Source organism: Mucilaginibacter sp. (assembly GCF_965225845.1).
GTDB lineage: Bacteria > Bacteroidota > Bacteroidia > Sphingobacteriales > Sphingobacteriaceae > Mucilaginibacter.
Genome location: NZ_CBDDBL010000001.1, coordinates 309,504 through 324,820, shown reverse-complemented (window position 1 = coordinate 324,820; position 15,317 = coordinate 309,504). Strand labels below are relative to the sequence as shown.

Below are 15,317 nucleotides of genomic sequence, written 5' to 3'. Positions count from 1 at the left end.
GATGACACAAAATTATCAGGACGGCAACCGCGATTAATGCACCTCGGTTAACAAATCAAAACTGGGTGAAAATTCTTTTCCGGATGCGGCTTAACGACTGTGGTTTAACACCAACAAAGGAAGCAACGTGGTACTGTGAGATCCTTTGTTGCAGGTCGGCGTGATTTTTTAAAAACCTTTCATAACGAACCTCGGGTGTTTCAGTGTAAAAGGAACTGAGATCCTGCAGTACTTGTAAAAAGACGTATTCAATGGCTATACGACCAAAGCGCTCACCTTCACGCACATTTGTATAGAGCAATTGCAGGTCGGCATGCGAAATAATCAGCACATCGCTATCCTCTAAAGCCTGGATATTTTTGGCAGATGGTTTTTGAGGCAGAAAACTTTCGTAATTACACACATATTCATTTTCCTGGGAGAAGTCGTATATTTTTTCCTCGCCATCGTGATTGATATAATAGCGCATTAACCCCTTGGCCACAAAGCCGACATTCTTGCAGATCCGTCCCTCTTCTAAAAAGAATTCTCCTTTTTTATAGGTTTTTTCTTTGAATAAAGATTTTACGATATCTATTTCCGCCGGGCTTAGTTTAATTATACTTTGAATGCTGTAAAGTAGGCTGTCTATCATTGTGAGATAAAAGTTTATGAAGATTGTGTTTGTTATTATTCAACAACCGGCACGTATTCAATAAATATATAGAATTAACACCCTAATGTTGTTTTTTATTAAAATTTCGTAGTATTTCAAACACATTTTTTAAAATATGTGTTTGCTTATTGAGCTAAATGTTTCCTAACTTATGCCAATAAATCTAGTATGAGAATCTATCATCTTGCCGCCGAATGTTATCCAGTTGCTAAAGTGGGCGGCCTTGCCGATGTTGTGGGCGCTTTGCCCAAATATCAGAACCTGGCAGGAATGGATGCCGCGGTGGTTATCCCTTATTATGATCGCAAGTTTACCCGCGAAAACGAATTCGATGTTATTTTTAAAGCGGTTACACTGTTGGATACCAAAAGGCTATACTTTGAGGTGCTGAAAGAAAAAACCAACAAATTGGGTTTTGAACTTTACCTGATCAGGATACCGGGTTTGCTGGATCGTAAGGAGGTTTATATGTACCCTGATGAGCGTGAACAGTTTATCGCGTTCCAACTGGCTTTTCTGGATTGGATCAGCTATTCCCAACAAAGCCCGGATATTATTCACTGCCATGATCATCATGTCGGGCTGATACCGTTTTTGCTACAACACTCCAAATTATATACGGCGCTTTCGCATACGCCAACAGTGTTTACTATTCATAACGGGCAGTACCACGGCGTTTTAAGCTGGAGCAAGTTTTCTTATTTACCGGAGGTGGACATGACCCAAACCGGCTTGCTGGATTGGGCAAATGCTATAAACCCGCTTGCCGCGGCAGTAAAATGCTGTACTAAGTTCACTACGGTATCGCCAAGCTATTTAGAGGAGCTTTCTGTTAGTTCAAACGGATTGGAATATTTGTTTTACCTGGAGCACGCTAAAGGGTCGGGTATTATTAACGGGATTGATACCGAGGTTTGGAACCCGAAAACAGACCCGATGATATCGGCCAAATTCACTACAACAAAGCTGGCACAAGGAAAGCAGAAAAATAAAGAGGAACTATGCGCCCGGTTTAACCTGGCGCCTGAGTTACCGCTGATTTCATTCATTGGCCGCCTGGTAATGGAAAAGGGCGCGGACCTGCTGGCTGAGTCCATTTCAAGAAGCATCGCGGAACACCCGGGTAAAGTCAACTTCCTGATCTTAGGCGCTGGTGACCCCGGCATGGAGCAGGGGTTAAGAGAGTTAAAAACGATGCTGCCCGGGCAATGCAATATATTTATTGGTTATGATGAGGCGCTGGCCCACCAGGTTTACGCCGGATCAGACTTTTTACTGATGCCTTCGCGGGTTGAACCTTGCGGGTTGAACCAATTGTACGCTTTGCGCTATGGCACAGTGCCGGTAGTGCGTAGTACCGGCGGACTAAAAGACACCGTTATTGATTTTGGCGACGAAGGCGGTTACGGCATCCGTTTTAACCAGGCTTCGGTTAATGATATTTGTTATTCTGTTAGCCGAGCTTTAATATTATATGAAAACCAGCAGCACCTCCAGTTGTTACGTAAACGGATGATGGCGCTTGATTTTTCATGGGACCGGTCTGCCAAAGAATATATAACCCTTTATGAAAGCTTAAAAACCATTATATGACCTCTAAAGTAATCTGCATTGTACTTGGCGGTGGCCAGGGAAGTCGCCTTTCTCCGCTTACAGCAACACGTTCAAAACCTGCGGTACCAATTGCCGGCAAATATCGTTTGGTTGATATCCCTATTTCCAACTGTTTGCACTCGGGCATTACACGTATTTACGTGTTAACGCAATTTAACTCTGCATCGTTAAATAAGCACATTAAAAACACCTATCATTTTAGCAGTTTTAGTGAGGCTTTTGTAGATATTTTGGCGGCAGAGCAAACCCCAACCAGCGGGTCATGGTTCCAGGGAACGGCAGACGCGGTTAGGCAAAGCTTACACCACCTGGCGGTACATGATTTTGATTATGTATTGATCCTTTCGGGCGACCAGCTATACCAGATGGATTTTGAGGAAATGATCGACAACCACATCAATTCTGATGCAGAAATATCTATAGCAACTATCCCTGTACATGCCAATGATGTTCCGGGTTTTGGTATCCTGAAGACAAATGAGGACAAGCTGGTTACCGCTTTTATTGAAAAACCTAAAAAGGATTTTGAAAGCTGGGCATCAGAAGTAAGCGATGACATGAAAGCGCAGGGACGGTTATACCTGGCATCAATGGGTATTTACCTGTTTAACCGCTCTTTATTATATGATCTGTTGCAGGGTAACGAGCGCACCGATTTTGGTAAAGAGATTATACCCCAATCAATTGATAACCATAAAGTGTTAAGCTATCAGTATGAAGGTTATTGGACAGATATTGGTACAATCCCATCGTTTTTTGATGCCAATTTGGGCTTAACTGACGATATACCTCAGTTTAACCTGTTTGATAAAAACTTCATATTTACCCGTGCAAGGATGTTGCCGCCATCAAAAATGAGCGGAACCCAGGTTGATAAAGCCATTATTTCTGATGGTTGTATTATAAACGCAAGCCACATCACCCGATCAATAATTGGGATACGCAGCCGCGTTGGGTTTAATACGGTTATTGAAAATTGCTATGTAATGGGTAGCGATAACTATCAAACATTAGAGCAGATAGAAGAATCGAAATTAAGCAACTCACCAATTATGGGTATTGGTGACAGGTGCACTATTAAAAATGCCATTATTGATAAAAACACTTTCATTGGCAACGATGTAAGTATAAATTGCGGCGAAAAACTGCCTGATGGTGATTATGAAACGCATACCGTTCAGGACGGTATTGTAGTAGTTAAAAAGCGTGCCGTTATACCTCACGGCACTGTTATTTAACCAAAAAGAAAATTATATGATTTTTGGTTTAATTATTGTGTTGCTAGTGCAAACAATAAAAAAACTAAAAACTATCATCATGAAAAAAGCAATTTGTATTATCGCTTTAGCAGCGATCTCATTTGGAAGCGCATTTGCGGCTGCGCCGGTTAAAGTTACAAACCATGCCATGCAAATGGACACCACTAAAATGAAAAAGAAAAAAATGAAAATGAAGAAGGGAGATACTTCTCCGATGAAAATGAAGAAGGATACTTCTAAGATGTAATAAAACAAACGCCCCCGGCAATTACCGGGGGCGTTTTTTTTACAATGCTAATGTTTCGCCAATTGCAGGCAGCTTAAGATTAAGCCCTGCCTTAACAAATTTATCGAGAGCCTCCTCGGTATCTATTGCGATTACCGGAAAAGTATTGTAGTGCACACCGATCACATTGGTGCAATTAACAAAAGCGCTGGCTTTAATGGCATCATCAACACCCATGGTATAGTTATCACCAATTGGTAATATCGACCAGTCAATATTTTCATCAGCCAGCAACTTCATATCGTAAGTAAGCGCGGTATCGCCTGCAAAATAAATAACCTTGCCTTCGCTGTAAATAACAAAGCCTGCAGGGTTGCCGCCGTAGCTGCCATCGGGCATAGAGCTGGAGTGAATAGCATTTACCATTTTCACACGGCCAAAATCGAAGTTATAGCCACCGCCAATGTTCATGCCGTGGGCCTCAATGCCTTTATTACCTAACCAGCTTGCTATTTCGGCAATGCAGATAATTTTTGCACCACTGCTTTTCTCAATTTCCAACAGGTCGGCAACGTGGTCGCCGTGCCCGTGTGAGACCAGGATATAATCCGGTTTTATCGCGCCCGCATCAACATGTTTCGCGTTCGGGTTAGACATGATGAACGGATCAAATAAAAGTTTTTTACCAGCCGTTTCAATTAGAACGCATGACTGGCCATAATAAGTGATTTTCATAGTTTTTTGTAGTTTTTGCTAAAGTAACAACGCAATGGCATAAGTTTTCTTTCAGGCAGGTTTATGACCGAAATTTTACGTTACGAATTATCATTTAGAACGAGGAACGAGAGAGAAACTATCTCTTGAGCGATAGCGAAAAATCTTCTTCGCTTCGCTTATAATGACAAGTGGTGATTACTTCCCAAACAAACCACCCAAACCGCCAAACATTTGCTGCGTCATGGCGGCCATTTCGCTGGCGCTTACGTTTTCAGCCTGCTCAATAGCTTTGTTAATTGCTACTAAAAGCAACTCCTCTAATTCCTCTTTGTCAGCATCAACAAAAAAGTCATCCGCAATATTGATGGACTGGATTACTTTATTGCCGTTGGCAACTACGGTAATTTTGCCGCCTTCGGCAGTGCCGGATACGCTAATGGCATCCAGACGTTTTTTTACTTCGCCAGCCTTCTGCTGGGCTTCCATTATTTTATCGAACATATCTTTTTTTTGTTGTCTGAACTCGAATTTATGGATTTACGAAATTTTAGAATTCTGTTCATTCTTTAATTCCATAAATTCAGGTTCAGACAGTTATTGATCCTCTTCCTCAGCTCCGTTACCGGTATAAGCACCTTTACGCACTATTGGCATGCCGGTCATTTTATACAGGTCATCCAAATGGAGCAGGCTTCCGTTAACCATATTACCTAACAATACAATGGTTACATCGTTTTTCATATCGCGCAAAAATATGTGCCTGAACCCATGCCACCAGCCGGTGTGGTAAACCACTTTTTGTCCGGGCGCTTCAAATAAGCGCCAGCCATAGCCATAGTTAAAGTGCCCGCGGAGCATTGGGTTATGGTCTGTATAGGCAGAGTCCTGGGTTGCCGGTTTCAACAAACGGCCTGCACGTAATGCGCGGTCGAACAGAAACAGATCGCTAACGGTGCTGTAAACGCCATAAGCGCCAACCGGGCCATCCAAAAAGTTGGGCGCAACAGAATATCTCCAGCTGTTGCGGTCGTGGCCCAAAACATCGGTTGGGATCTTGTCATAAACCGCTTTAGAGTAAACCGCGGTATTCGCCATCCCCGCAGGGATAAAAATATTTTGCTTTACATATTCGGCATAGCTCATGCCGGAGACTTTTTCGATGATCGACCCCAAAACCATAAAGTTGGAGTTGTTATACAAAAAGCTTTTGTCGGGTTTGTTAAACCGTGCCGGTTTATACTGGGCGATCATGTCCATCGTTTGCTGGTTGGTAATGCCCTTGCGCTGGTCGCGGTGCTCGGCGCGGTAAATGCCATCTACAAAATAAACATAGTTCATCATGCCAGAGCGGTGTGTTAACAACAAACGGATGGTTACGCCCTCGTATGGAAAATTCGGAAAAAAATCACGCACATCCTGGTTCAATTTCAACTTGCCGCGCTCCATCAGCTGCAAAATAGCGGTCGAAGTAATGGTTTTTGATACCGATGCCAGCTGAAATTTTGAATCAACAGTCAAGGGGTGCATGTTAGGGTAATCAGCCCAGCCGAAGGCGCCTTCGTAAATGATCTTTCCCTTTTTGGCTACCAGCACATCGCCATTAAAATTGGCTACCTGGTGCAGGTGTTTCATGTAGGCGTCGATGTTTTTATCGGCATGTTTTGGGTCGTATTGGAGGTACTGTTTGGCGTTGAAAGGTTTATCGATATCAGGCGTGGAGGAAACCTGTGATTTTGATTTTTTATCTTGAGAACACGAGGCCAGGCATAGCAACAAAAGCGGAACAGTAAGAATATTTTTATATAGAATCATAAGCAGAAGAAGTCAATCAGTTAACGATTGCGAAATTCAGAAATTATACAATCGCTAACTATTTTAAGTTTTAAACATTTGGATAATATTATGAACGTTTTGAAGCCTCAGCTGTTAAAAGAGTAGAAATTATTAATTATGGGTTTATTAAAATTGATGAAGATACAGGCATTAGCTATCATGGCGATAATACTTTTTACAACATCGTGCGCGGAAAAAAAGCAGGTGGTTGATGATAGCCAGCCGCAAACTGAGGGGCAAATCATATCCACCATAAATAACCTGCCCGAGGTGGTTAAGGCCAATGCGCAGATCAGAAAAACGTCGCACGGCAAGCAGCATTTGATTGTTTATGTCAGCGGGCGGCCGTCACCATCACAAAGTTTTTATTCGGTTAAGGTGGCGAAATATGATAGTAACGCCGGCGATTTGGTTTACAGCTTTATCCTATACCCAAAAACTAATAAGATCTATTATTTAGATCCTAAACATGCAAAATATATTGCCCTGGCCGACTGGCGCAAGCAAAAGAATTATACCGCTGTGAATAATTAGGTTGAAACGTTGATCTCAACCGTTTTAATTTCTGGATCGGTATGGTGGGGAAACATTTGTAAAGCTACTTCCTTGCAGGCCTTAATGGCTTCCGATAGCTCCTCCTCCTTAAAATTCTTCCCGCTGAACATCAGGTTTTCCTGCCCGGTTTTTTCCAGTTTGGTTAGCTCGGAGCCATCCCAAAGGTAGGGGTGGTTATTTGGTGCGGTGTAGATGATGTTGTATTTGGGCATGTGTGCAAGAATGTTAAGTAATAACACAGCTGGATTACTTTAGTTTTTGTACCAAAAAGATTACCGTTTTCAGTTTATATCATCTATATAAAATATAACTTTGCGCATCAAAATATAATACAATGAGTTTCAGAACTGAACATGATACCATGGGCGAGGTACAGGTACCTGCCGACAAATATTGGGGTGCGCAAACCGAAAGATCACGTAATAACTTTAAGATCGGGCCGGAGGCATCAATGCCTAAAGAAATTATAGCAGCTTTTGCTTATTTAAAGAAAGCAGCAGCTTATACTAATACTGATTGCGGCGTATTGCCTGCCGAAAAACGCGACCTGATTTCACAGGTTTGTGATGAGATATTAGCAGGTGGTTTAGCCAGCGAGTTTCCGCTGGTAATTTGGCAAACAGGCTCGGGCACACAATCAAACATGAACGTGAACGAAGTGGTTGCTAACCGCTCGCACGTTTTGCAGGGTAATAAATTGGGCGAAGGCAAAACCTTTATCCACCCGAATGATGACGTGAATAAATCACAATCATCAAACGATACTTACCCTACTGCTATGCACATCGCGGCCTATAAAATGGTGATCGATGTGACCATCCCCGGCGTTGAAAAACTACGCGATACGCTGAAAGCAAAATCAGAAGAATTTAAAACTGTTGTGAAGATTGGCCGTACCCATTTAATGGATGCTACACCACTTACTTTAGGTCAGGAATTTTCAGGCTATGTGTCACAATTGGACCACGGCTTAAAAGCATTAAAAAATACTTTAGACCACCTGGCTGAATTAGCATTGGGCGGTACAGCGGTTGGTACCGGCATCAACACCCCGAAAGGTTATGATGTTAAGGTTGCTGAATACATTGCCAAATTTACCGGCCTGCCATTCCGCACAGCGGATAATAAATTTGAGGCTTTGGCCGCTCATGATGCCATTGTGGAAAGTCACGGCGCTTTGAAACAGATCGCGGTTTCATTAATGAAGATCGCGAATGATATCAGGATGCTGGCTTCTGGTCCGCGTTCAGGTATTGGCGAGATTCATATCCCGGATAACGAGCCGGGATCATCCATTATGCCGGGCAAGGTTAACCCAACACAAAACGAGGCGGTTACCATGGTTGCCGCTCAGGTGATGGGTAACGATGTTGCCATTTCTGTAGGCGGTTCAATGGGCCACTACGAACTGAATGTATTTAAACCGGTTATGGCGGCTAACTTTTTACAGTCGGCACGTTTAATTGGCGATGCCTGCGTTTCCTTCACTGATCATTGTGCTGCCGGTATCGAGCCAAATTATGCCGGTATCAAAAAACACCTGGAAAATTCACTAATGCTGGTAACGGCTTTGAACCCGCACATAGGTTATGAGAATGCCGCTAAGATTGCCAAAAAAGCGCTAAAGGAAAATCTTTCATTACGCGAAGCCGCTTTAGGCCTGGGGCTGTTAACCAATGAGCAGTTTGACGAATGGGTTAGGCCGGAAGATATGATCGGCTCATTGAAGTAGAACTTTTTTAATTATGAGTAACGAAGAATCTGTAAAAGAATGCATCAGCGTCATGTATCATGGATAGATTCTTCATTCCATTCAGAATGACAAAAGGTTAAGATTTACGAAGTTTTTAAAGCTTCGTAAATCTGACAACAAATCAGATACATTAAATGCAAAAACTGACCCTCGCCATCTTTCTTATAATAACTTTAACCCTCGGCGCGTGCTGGATGAATCCCGACATGCAAAAGCCCGGCGCAAAGGAATTCCAGGGCGAATGGCAGCAGGATTCCGTACCGATGCAAAAAAAACTGCTCACTTACTCGCTGTACCATTTTAAATTCACCTGCGACTCCTTTTTTGTAACGGTAAAAACCTTTACCAAAGTAAATTACGGCACCGATAGCTGCATGAAAGCCGGCCACTGGACCGAGTATACCAAAGGCAACTATGGCCAACGGCACGATACCTTATTTTTAAAGGGCCAGTTTTGCAACCCTGATTTTTCGTTAAAGCTAAAACCGAACTGTTTCCGTTTCGGCATGTACGAGGAAGTGTTCAAGGTCAGCAAAAAAACAGATTCAGTTTATCAATTTTCAAGCACATCGGCAGTTATTCCCATAACCGCCCATTTAATAAAAAGCACTACCTGTACTCCAAAACCACTTTAGTATTGTTATGAAAAACACATTTAAAAAACTATTTATCGGTGCTGCAATAGTGTATGCGCCATTACAAAGCATGGCCTGGGGCACAACCGGCCACCGTGTTAGCGGCCAAATTGCCGAAGAACATTTAACGCCGAAGGCTCGCCTGGCGGTTCATGCCATTTTAGGTAACGAATCCATCGCCTTAGCCAGCAACTGGGCCGATTTTATCAAATCCGACCCGGCTTACAGCTATATGTCGCCGTGGCATTATATTGATTTGAACAAGGTTTATACCTATCCTGAACTGGTTATATTTTTAAAGGCAGATACTAATGTTGATGCCTATACCAAGTTAAACTACCTGGTGGCACAGTTGAAAAAGAAAAATCTGCCTAAAAAAGAACAGTTGCTTGATTTGCGCATGGTAATCCACATTACAGAGGATATACACCAGCCCATGCATGTTGCCCATGCTGACGACAAAGGCGGTAACGACTTTAAAGTGAACTGGTTTAACCAGCCAACCAACCTGCATTCTGTTTGGGATTCGCAACTGATCGATTTTCAGCAATTAAGTTATACAGAATATGCTGTAGCGGTTAATCACGCTACCCCCGCTGAAATAAAAGAATGGCAATCCGCTCCCATCAGCCAATGGATTTTTGAAACGAATCAAATAGCTGAAAAGCTTTATATCGAAATAAAACCGGGTGATACCCTGAACTACAAGTACAACTTTACCCATATTGATACACTGAACCGCCAGCTACTTAAAGGCGGCATCAGGTTAGCGGGTTTGTTGAACCAGATATTTGGATAGTTTTTTAAGGAGAAGGGTTAAAGGATAAAGGTGAAAGGTTTTTTTCTTTTCCTTTAACCTTTATCCTTACGCCTTTAACCTTCAGAAAAATGAAAATACTAATGGTTTGCCTGGGCAATATCTGCCGTTCGCCGCTGGCGGAGGGGATCATGCAGGACCTTTCGGATAAAAACAACCTGGGTTGGGAGATCGACTCAGCAGGTACCGGCAATTGGCATGTTGGCGAAGGACCCGACAGGCGATCTGTAAAAATTGCCCACAAGCGTGGTGTTCCTATTGGTCATCAAAAGTGCCGCCAGTTCAGGTTGAGTGATTTTGATGAATTTGATCATATTTATGTGATGGACAGGAGCAATTTAGGTGATGTACTTGCCCTTGCGCCCAACAAGCAAGCTGCCCAAAAAGTAAAATTGCTGTTAGGCGACAAGGAAGTACCGGACCCTTATTATGATGATATGCAATTCGCGCCTGTATTTGATTTGATTGAGGAAGGGTGTAAGAAAATTGTTAAGGAGTTAGTTCAATAGTTAACTCATCCGGTCAGCATAGCATCGCCGGTTAAGGAAAGCCACCAGTGCAACTAATCTTCAACCTTAATACCAAGCACTAATTTAGAACCTATCCAAATAACATTTACCGATTTATGCTCAGCATATTCCCTGCAATTTTTGTAAATTCGCCGCTCTGCATCAGTCGCTTGGCTTTTGCTGTGTTAAATTAATTATGTTACCTAAAAAGATCAGTACCATGGCTTTTGATTTAGATATGATCAAAAAGGTTTACGATCGCTACAGCACCCGTGTGGCTGCTGCCCGTAAAGCGACCGGTAAACACCTTACTTTAACCGAAAAAATATTATACGCTCACCTTTCTGAAGGCGATGCTGAAAAAGCATTTGGCCGCGGCGTTGACTATGTTGACTTTGCACCAGACCGTGTGGCGATGCAGGATGCTACCGCGCAAATGGCTTTATTGCAGTTTATGCAGGCTGGCCGTCCGCAGGTTGCTGTACCTTCAACCGTACATTGCGATCACCTGATCCAGGCTAAAATTGGCGCTGATGTGGATTTGCAAACAGCTAAAGATGTAAACTTAGAGGTTTATGATTTCCTGGCTTCAGTATCTGATAAATATGGCATCGGTTTTTGGAAACCGGGTGCAGGTATCATTCACCAGGTAGTATTGGAAAACTATGCTTTCCCGGGTGGTATGATGATCGGTACCGACTCACATACACCTAACGCAGGTGGTTTAGGTATGATTGCTATTGGTGTTGGTGGCGCTGATGCCTGTGACGTAATGGCCGGCTTACCCTGGGAGCTAAAATTCCCTAAACTGATCGGTGTTAAATTAACCGGTAAATTATCAGGCTGGACTTCAGCCAAAGACGTTATCCTTAAAGTTGCAGGTATCCTTACTGTAAAAGGTGGTACTGGCGCTATTGTTGAATATTTTGGCGAGGGTGCACGTTCACTTTCTGCAACAGGTAAAGGCACCATCTGTAACATGGGTGCTGAAATCGGTGCAACCACTTCTATCTTCGGTTACGATGAAAAATCAGCAGATTACCTGAAAGGCACCAAACGTGCTGATATTGCTGAACTGGCTGACGCTATCGCGGAACACTTAACCGGCGATGATGAAGTTTACGCTAACCCTGAGCAATATTTTGACCAGGTTATAGAGATCAACCTTGATGAATTAGAACCACATGTTAACGGTCCGTTTACTCCGGACTTGGCCTGGCCTATCTCCAAATTCGCGGCTGCTGTTAAAGAAAACGGCTGGCCTACTAAATTAGAGGTTGGCTTGATCGGTTCATGTACCAACTCATCTTACGAAGATATTACCCGTTCAGCATCTATCGCTAAACAGGCTACAGATAAACACTTAAAAACTAAAGCAGAATTTACCATCACACCGGGTTCGGAGCTGGTACGTTATACTGTTGAGCGCGATGGTTACTTAGGTACTTTTGAGGATATGGGCGGTGTTGTTTTGGCTAACGCTTGTGGCCCTTGTATCGGCCAGTGGGCGCGTCATACGGATGACCCTAACCGCAAAAACTCGATCATTACTTCATTCAACCGTAACTTTGCAAAACGCCAGGATGGTAACCCGAACACCCACGCTTTCGTGGCTTCGCCTGAAATTGTTACTGCATTTGTTATCGCCGGTGATCTTACTTTTAACCCGCTGACTGATTCGTTAACTAACGATAAAGGCGAGCAAGTTAAATTTGACGAGCCGCAAGGCATTGAAATGCCGATAAAAGGTTATGCTGTAGAAGATGCAGGTTATCAGGCACCGGCAGAAGATGGCAGCCAGGTTAGCGTTATTGTTGATCCTAAATCAGCACGTTTACAATTGCTGGAGCCATTTGCCGCATGGGAAGGTACTGATATTAACGGCTTAAAATTACTGATCAAAGCAAAAGGTAAATGTACTACGGATCATATCTCTATGGCTGGTCCATGGTTAAAATTCCGTGGCCACTTAGATAATATTTCTAACAACATGCTGATCGGCGCGATCAACTACTTTAATAACACTGCCGACAGCGTTAAAAACGAACTGACCGGCGAATATGGCCCTGTTCCGGCTACGCAGCGCGATTATAAAGCGCATGGCATCGGTTCAATCGTTGTGGGTGACGAGAACTATGGTGAAGGTTCATCGCGTGAGCACGCGGCTATGGAGCCACGTCACCTTGGCGTACGCGCCATCCTGGTAAAATCATTTGCCCGTATCCACGAAACCAACCTTAAAAAACAAGGTATGTTAGGCATCACTTTTGCCGACCCTGCTGATTACGATAAAATACAGGAAGACGATACTTTTGATATTACCGGTTTAACCACCTTTGCCCCCGGCAAACAGTTAACCGTTGTATTGCACCATAAAGATGGTTCATCTGAATCATTCCCGGTAAACCACACTTACAATGCGCAGCAAATTGAGTGGTTTAAAGCCGGCGGCGCTTTAAATATCATCAGGAAGCAAATGGCTTCTTAATTTCGGATTGCGGAATTTCGATTTCAGATTTTTACAGAGCCTCTCCAATTTTGGGAGGCTTTTTTTAGATGCAGGCAGCGATTGCCGCAGTATTTTTCATCATGAAATTTCTATTTGTGTTGATGAAAATTAATTATAGTATCGCAACATTAAATCAATTAATTTGAAAACTTTTTACCAGCAGGAGGGTTATTAAATTTACTTTTTCCCTGCGATCTAATACTAAATGGACTATACGGACTACCTTTTAAGTAACGAACAATTATTAGAGGTTTTATCTTTTTCAACTGATGCTACCGCTATTCACGTTTCCGAAGATGCGGTTATCCAATACGCCAACAAGGCGATGTTAAACATCTGGGGAAAAGGAGATGCAGTTTTAGGCAAATCACTTGAAGATGCCTTGCCAGAACTTAAAGGACAACCCTTTATTGAAATGTTCAAAAAGGTTTGGAACGAAGGCCTGACGATAAAGGGTAGTGAAACCGCTGCCGATTTGTTGGTTGACGGTAAATTACAAACGTTTTATTTTGATTTTGAATACCGTGCTATAAAAAATGCTAAAGGGAAAACTTATTGCATTTTGCACATGGCAAAAGATATTACTGACGCATACTTAGCAAAAAAACGTGAACAAGACCTTATAGAAGAACTACGTGCAGTAAATGAAGAATTACTAGCGGCTAATGAAGAAATACGTGCGGCTAATGAAGAAATAACGGCGTCTAACGAAGAGATGGCTGCTTCTAATGAAGAGCTAAGCGAGTCACAGCGGGAGCTGATGAAATTGTACAGTGACCTGTCAGAAAGCAATGCTTATTTCCGTAGTATGGTAAGGCAGGCGCCGGTAGGTATTTGTATCATCAATTCCGAGGGCCTGATAGTACAGGATGTAAATGCTGCCTACCTGGAAATTGTAGGCAAATCACGTGATGAATTTGAAGGAAGGCACATTTGGGATGCGATACCCGAAGCTGCCGCTACTTATGCGCCGATACTCAACAATGTTATAAAAACTAATATTACTTACGCAGCTAAAGAAAATGAATTGCTGTTAGTGCGGAACGGAATTGAAGAGCATGTTTTTTTTGACTTTGTTTACGAACCAATGTTAGCCAATGGCCAGGTACATGCTATTATGGTTTTAGCTATTGAAGTAACAGATAAGGTTGTTGCAAGGCGTGATATTGAAGATATAAATGAGCGGATAAGGCTGGCTGTTGAAGCAGCGGAGATTGGTACATTTGACCTCAACCTGCAAAATAATATAATGCTTACCTCCGAGAGGTTTGATACCATTTTTGGGTTTGACAAACATGTGGAATGGAAAAATTATACTGATGTTATACATCCCGATGATGAAGATATCCGCGAAGCGGCGCACGCTAGTGCTTTAATAACCGGCAAACTTTTTTATGAAGCAAGGGTAATTCATCCGGACCAATCTATACACTGGTTACGGGTACAAGGCAATGTATATTATGATAAAACCGGCCAGCCATTAAGGATATTAGGCACCTTGTTGGATATTACACAATTTAAACGACTTGAGCAGCAAAAGGATGACTTTATAAGCATCGCCAGCCATGAGCTTAAAACACCTATAACAAGCTTAAAAGCATCGTTGCAATTACTGGATAAGTTAAAGGAAAATCCAGCCTCTCCTATTGTTCCTAAGCTTATAGACCAATCCCTGCGCAGTATGGAGAAAATAAGTACTTTGGTTGAGGACTTGCTTAATGTAAGCCGTACACAGCAAAGCGCGCTTAAATTAAATAAAACAACTTTTATAGCAGCCGATTTGCTTAACGGGTGTTGTAGCCATATCCGTGTCGCCGGAAAATACACGTTAACATTTAAGGGTGATCCGCTTTTAAAGATCCATGCCGACGAACACGCGATAGACCAGGTAATTGTGAATTTGGTAAATAATGCTGTGAAATATGCGCCGGAATCATTAGAGATCATATTAATAGCTAAAAAAGTTGGGGATCATGCAAAAATAGCTGTACAAGACACCGGACCCGGTATAGCAGCCGATAAAATTCCGCATCTGTTTGATCGTTATTACCAGGCACAATCTGCCGGGTTTAACAATTCAGGCTTAGGTTTAGGATTATATATTTGTGCCGAAATTGTGCGAAAGCATGGCGGCCAAATTGGTGTTGAAAGCGAATTGGGCAAAGGCAGTACCTTTTGGTTTACAATACCATTAGACCAGCATTAGAAACCTGTTGTTTCCCTTTTAGTTAAAAC

The 15,317-nt window shown here is 42.6% G+C and carries 15 protein-coding genes; 10 read left to right on the top strand and 5 right to left on the bottom strand.

Annotated elements, in window-relative coordinates:
- Positions 1-55: 55 nt before the first annotated feature.
- On the bottom strand, positions 56-634 hold the full coding sequence (locus ACYZ0U_RS01475) for a Crp/Fnr family transcriptional regulator (protein WP_461449072.1): 579 nt from the start codon (positions 632-634) through the stop codon (positions 56-58).
- A 189-nt stretch (positions 635-823) separates the two neighbouring features.
- Between ACYZ0U_RS01475 and ACYZ0U_RS01470 the strand changes: the two genes are divergently transcribed.
- The 3 genes from ACYZ0U_RS01470 to ACYZ0U_RS01460 all read left to right on the top strand — a co-directional run bounded on the left by ACYZ0U_RS01470 (position 824) and on the right by ACYZ0U_RS01460 (position 3,775).
- Entirely contained in the window at positions 824-2,248 is a 1,425-nt protein-coding gene (locus tag ACYZ0U_RS01470; RefSeq protein WP_461449070.1) for a glycogen synthase, read from the top strand.
- On the top strand, positions 2,245-3,507 hold the full coding sequence (locus tag ACYZ0U_RS01465) for a glucose-1-phosphate adenylyltransferase (RefSeq protein ID WP_461449068.1): 1,263 nt from the start codon (positions 2,245-2,247) through the stop codon (positions 3,505-3,507). The genes ACYZ0U_RS01470 and ACYZ0U_RS01465 overlap by 4 nt, the downstream gene beginning before the upstream one ends.
- Positions 3,508-3,586: 79 nt before the next feature.
- Positions 3,587-3,775: a hypothetical protein gene (locus ACYZ0U_RS01460; RefSeq protein ID WP_461449066.1), complete on the top strand. Its 189-nt coding sequence runs from the start codon at positions 3,587-3,589 to the stop codon at positions 3,773-3,775.
- Between the two features lie 39 nt (positions 3,776-3,814).
- Here ACYZ0U_RS01460 and ACYZ0U_RS01455 read toward each other — a convergent pair whose 3' ends face one another.
- The 3 genes from ACYZ0U_RS01455 to ACYZ0U_RS01445 form a co-directional block, all read right to left on the bottom strand.
- Complete coding sequence (locus ACYZ0U_RS01455) at positions 3,815-4,489, bottom strand: metal-dependent hydrolase (RefSeq protein WP_461449064.1); 675 nt, start codon at positions 4,487-4,489, stop codon at positions 3,815-3,817.
- A gap of 177 nt (positions 4,490-4,666) precedes the next feature.
- Positions 4,667-5,008 carry a YbaB/EbfC family nucleoid-associated protein gene (locus tag ACYZ0U_RS01450; protein ID WP_461449988.1) on the bottom strand — a complete coding sequence of 114 codons (342 nt, stop codon included), beginning with the start codon at positions 5,006-5,008 and terminating at the stop codon, positions 4,667-4,669.
- Positions 5,009-5,065: 57 nt separating this feature from the next.
- Positions 5,066-6,283: a serine hydrolase domain-containing protein gene (locus ACYZ0U_RS01445; protein WP_461449062.1), complete on the bottom strand. Its 1,218-nt coding sequence runs from the start codon at positions 6,281-6,283 to the stop codon at positions 5,066-5,068.
- Between the two features lie 138 nt (positions 6,284-6,421).
- Between ACYZ0U_RS01445 and ACYZ0U_RS01440 the strand changes: the two genes are divergently transcribed.
- On the top strand, positions 6,422-6,838 hold the full coding sequence (locus ACYZ0U_RS01440) for a hypothetical protein (protein ID WP_461449060.1): 417 nt from the start codon (positions 6,422-6,424) through the stop codon (positions 6,836-6,838).
- On the opposite strand, the gene ACYZ0U_RS01435 is transcribed toward ACYZ0U_RS01440, so the two are convergent.
- Positions 6,835-7,071 (bottom strand): hypothetical protein, encoded by a 237-nt coding sequence (locus tag ACYZ0U_RS01435; protein WP_461449058.1) that lies wholly within the window; start codon positions 7,069-7,071, stop codon positions 6,835-6,837. The genes ACYZ0U_RS01440 and ACYZ0U_RS01435 overlap by 4 nt on opposite strands.
- A 122-nt stretch (positions 7,072-7,193) precedes the next feature.
- Here ACYZ0U_RS01435 and fumC point away from each other — a divergent pair, with 122 nt between their 5' ends.
- The 6 genes from fumC (at position 7,194) to ACYZ0U_RS01405 (ending at position 15,288) form a co-directional block, all read left to right on the top strand.
- Complete coding sequence (gene fumC / locus ACYZ0U_RS01430; protein ID WP_461449056.1) at positions 7,194-8,591, top strand: class II fumarate hydratase; 1,398 nt, start codon at positions 7,194-7,196, stop codon at positions 8,589-8,591.
- A gap of 155 nt (positions 8,592-8,746) precedes the next feature.
- The gene (locus ACYZ0U_RS01425; protein ID WP_461449054.1) at positions 8,747-9,247 is read left to right on the top strand and encodes a fumarate hydratase; all 501 of its coding nucleotides are present in this window, start codon (positions 8,747-8,749) and stop codon (positions 9,245-9,247) included.
- A gap of 7 nt (positions 9,248-9,254) precedes the next feature.
- Entirely contained in the window at positions 9,255-10,046 is a 792-nt protein-coding gene (locus tag ACYZ0U_RS01420; protein WP_461449052.1) for a S1/P1 nuclease, read from the top strand.
- Between the two features lie 89 nt (positions 10,047-10,135).
- Positions 10,136-10,573: a low molecular weight protein-tyrosine-phosphatase gene (locus tag ACYZ0U_RS01415; protein WP_461449050.1), complete on the top strand. Its 438-nt coding sequence runs from the start codon at positions 10,136-10,138 to the stop codon at positions 10,571-10,573.
- Between the two features lie 220 nt (positions 10,574-10,793).
- Positions 10,794-13,061, top strand: a complete 2,268-nt coding sequence (locus ACYZ0U_RS01410) for an aconitate hydratase (protein ID WP_461449986.1) — start codon at positions 10,794-10,796, stop codon at positions 13,059-13,061.
- 226 nt (positions 13,062-13,287) lie between these two features.
- The gene (locus tag ACYZ0U_RS01405) at positions 13,288-15,288 is read left to right on the top strand and encodes an ATP-binding protein (protein ID WP_461449048.1); all 2,001 of its coding nucleotides are present in this window, start codon (positions 13,288-13,290) and stop codon (positions 15,286-15,288) included.
- Positions 15,289-15,317 lie beyond the last annotated feature (29 nt).

Excerpts from the sequence above, each read along its gene's own strand:
- ACYZ0U_RS01460 (WP_461449066.1), top strand. The coding sequence starts at position 3,587 with ATGAAAAAAGCAATTTGTATTATCGCTTTAGCAGCGATCTCATTTGGA.
- ACYZ0U_RS01420 (WP_461449052.1), top strand. The coding sequence starts at position 9,255 with ATGAAAAACACATTTAAAAAACTATTTATCGGTGCTGCAATAGTGTAT.
- ACYZ0U_RS01465 (WP_461449068.1), top strand. The coding sequence starts at position 2,245 with ATGACCTCTAAAGTAATCTGCATTGTACTTGGCGGTGGCCAGGGAAGT.
- ACYZ0U_RS01475 (WP_461449072.1), bottom strand. The coding sequence starts at position 634 with ATGATAGACAGCCTACTTTACAGCATTCAAAGTATAATTAAACTAAGC.
- ACYZ0U_RS01435 (WP_461449058.1), bottom strand. The coding sequence starts at position 7,071 with ATGCCCAAATACAACATCATCTACACCGCACCAAATAACCACCCCTAC.
- ACYZ0U_RS01410 (WP_461449986.1), top strand. The coding sequence starts at position 10,794 with ATGGCTTTTGATTTAGATATGATCAAAAAGGTTTACGATCGCTACAGC.
- ACYZ0U_RS01470 (WP_461449070.1), top strand. The coding sequence starts at position 824 with ATGAGAATCTATCATCTTGCCGCCGAATGTTATCCAGTTGCTAAAGTG.
- ACYZ0U_RS01405 (WP_461449048.1), top strand. The coding sequence starts at position 13,288 with ATGGACTATACGGACTACCTTTTAAGTAACGAACAATTATTAGAGGTT.
- ACYZ0U_RS01440 (WP_461449060.1), top strand. The coding sequence starts at position 6,422 with ATGGGTTTATTAAAATTGATGAAGATACAGGCATTAGCTATCATGGCG.
- ACYZ0U_RS01415 (WP_461449050.1), top strand. The coding sequence starts at position 10,136 with ATGAAAATACTAATGGTTTGCCTGGGCAATATCTGCCGTTCGCCGCTG.
- fumC (WP_461449056.1), top strand. The coding sequence starts at position 7,194 with ATGAGTTTCAGAACTGAACATGATACCATGGGCGAGGTACAGGTACCT.
- ACYZ0U_RS01425 (WP_461449054.1), top strand. The coding sequence starts at position 8,747 with ATGCAAAAACTGACCCTCGCCATCTTTCTTATAATAACTTTAACCCTC.
- ACYZ0U_RS01455 (WP_461449064.1), bottom strand. The coding sequence starts at position 4,489 with ATGAAAATCACTTATTATGGCCAGTCATGCGTTCTAATTGAAACGGCT.
- ACYZ0U_RS01445 (WP_461449062.1), bottom strand. The coding sequence starts at position 6,283 with ATGATTCTATATAAAAATATTCTTACTGTTCCGCTTTTGTTGCTATGC.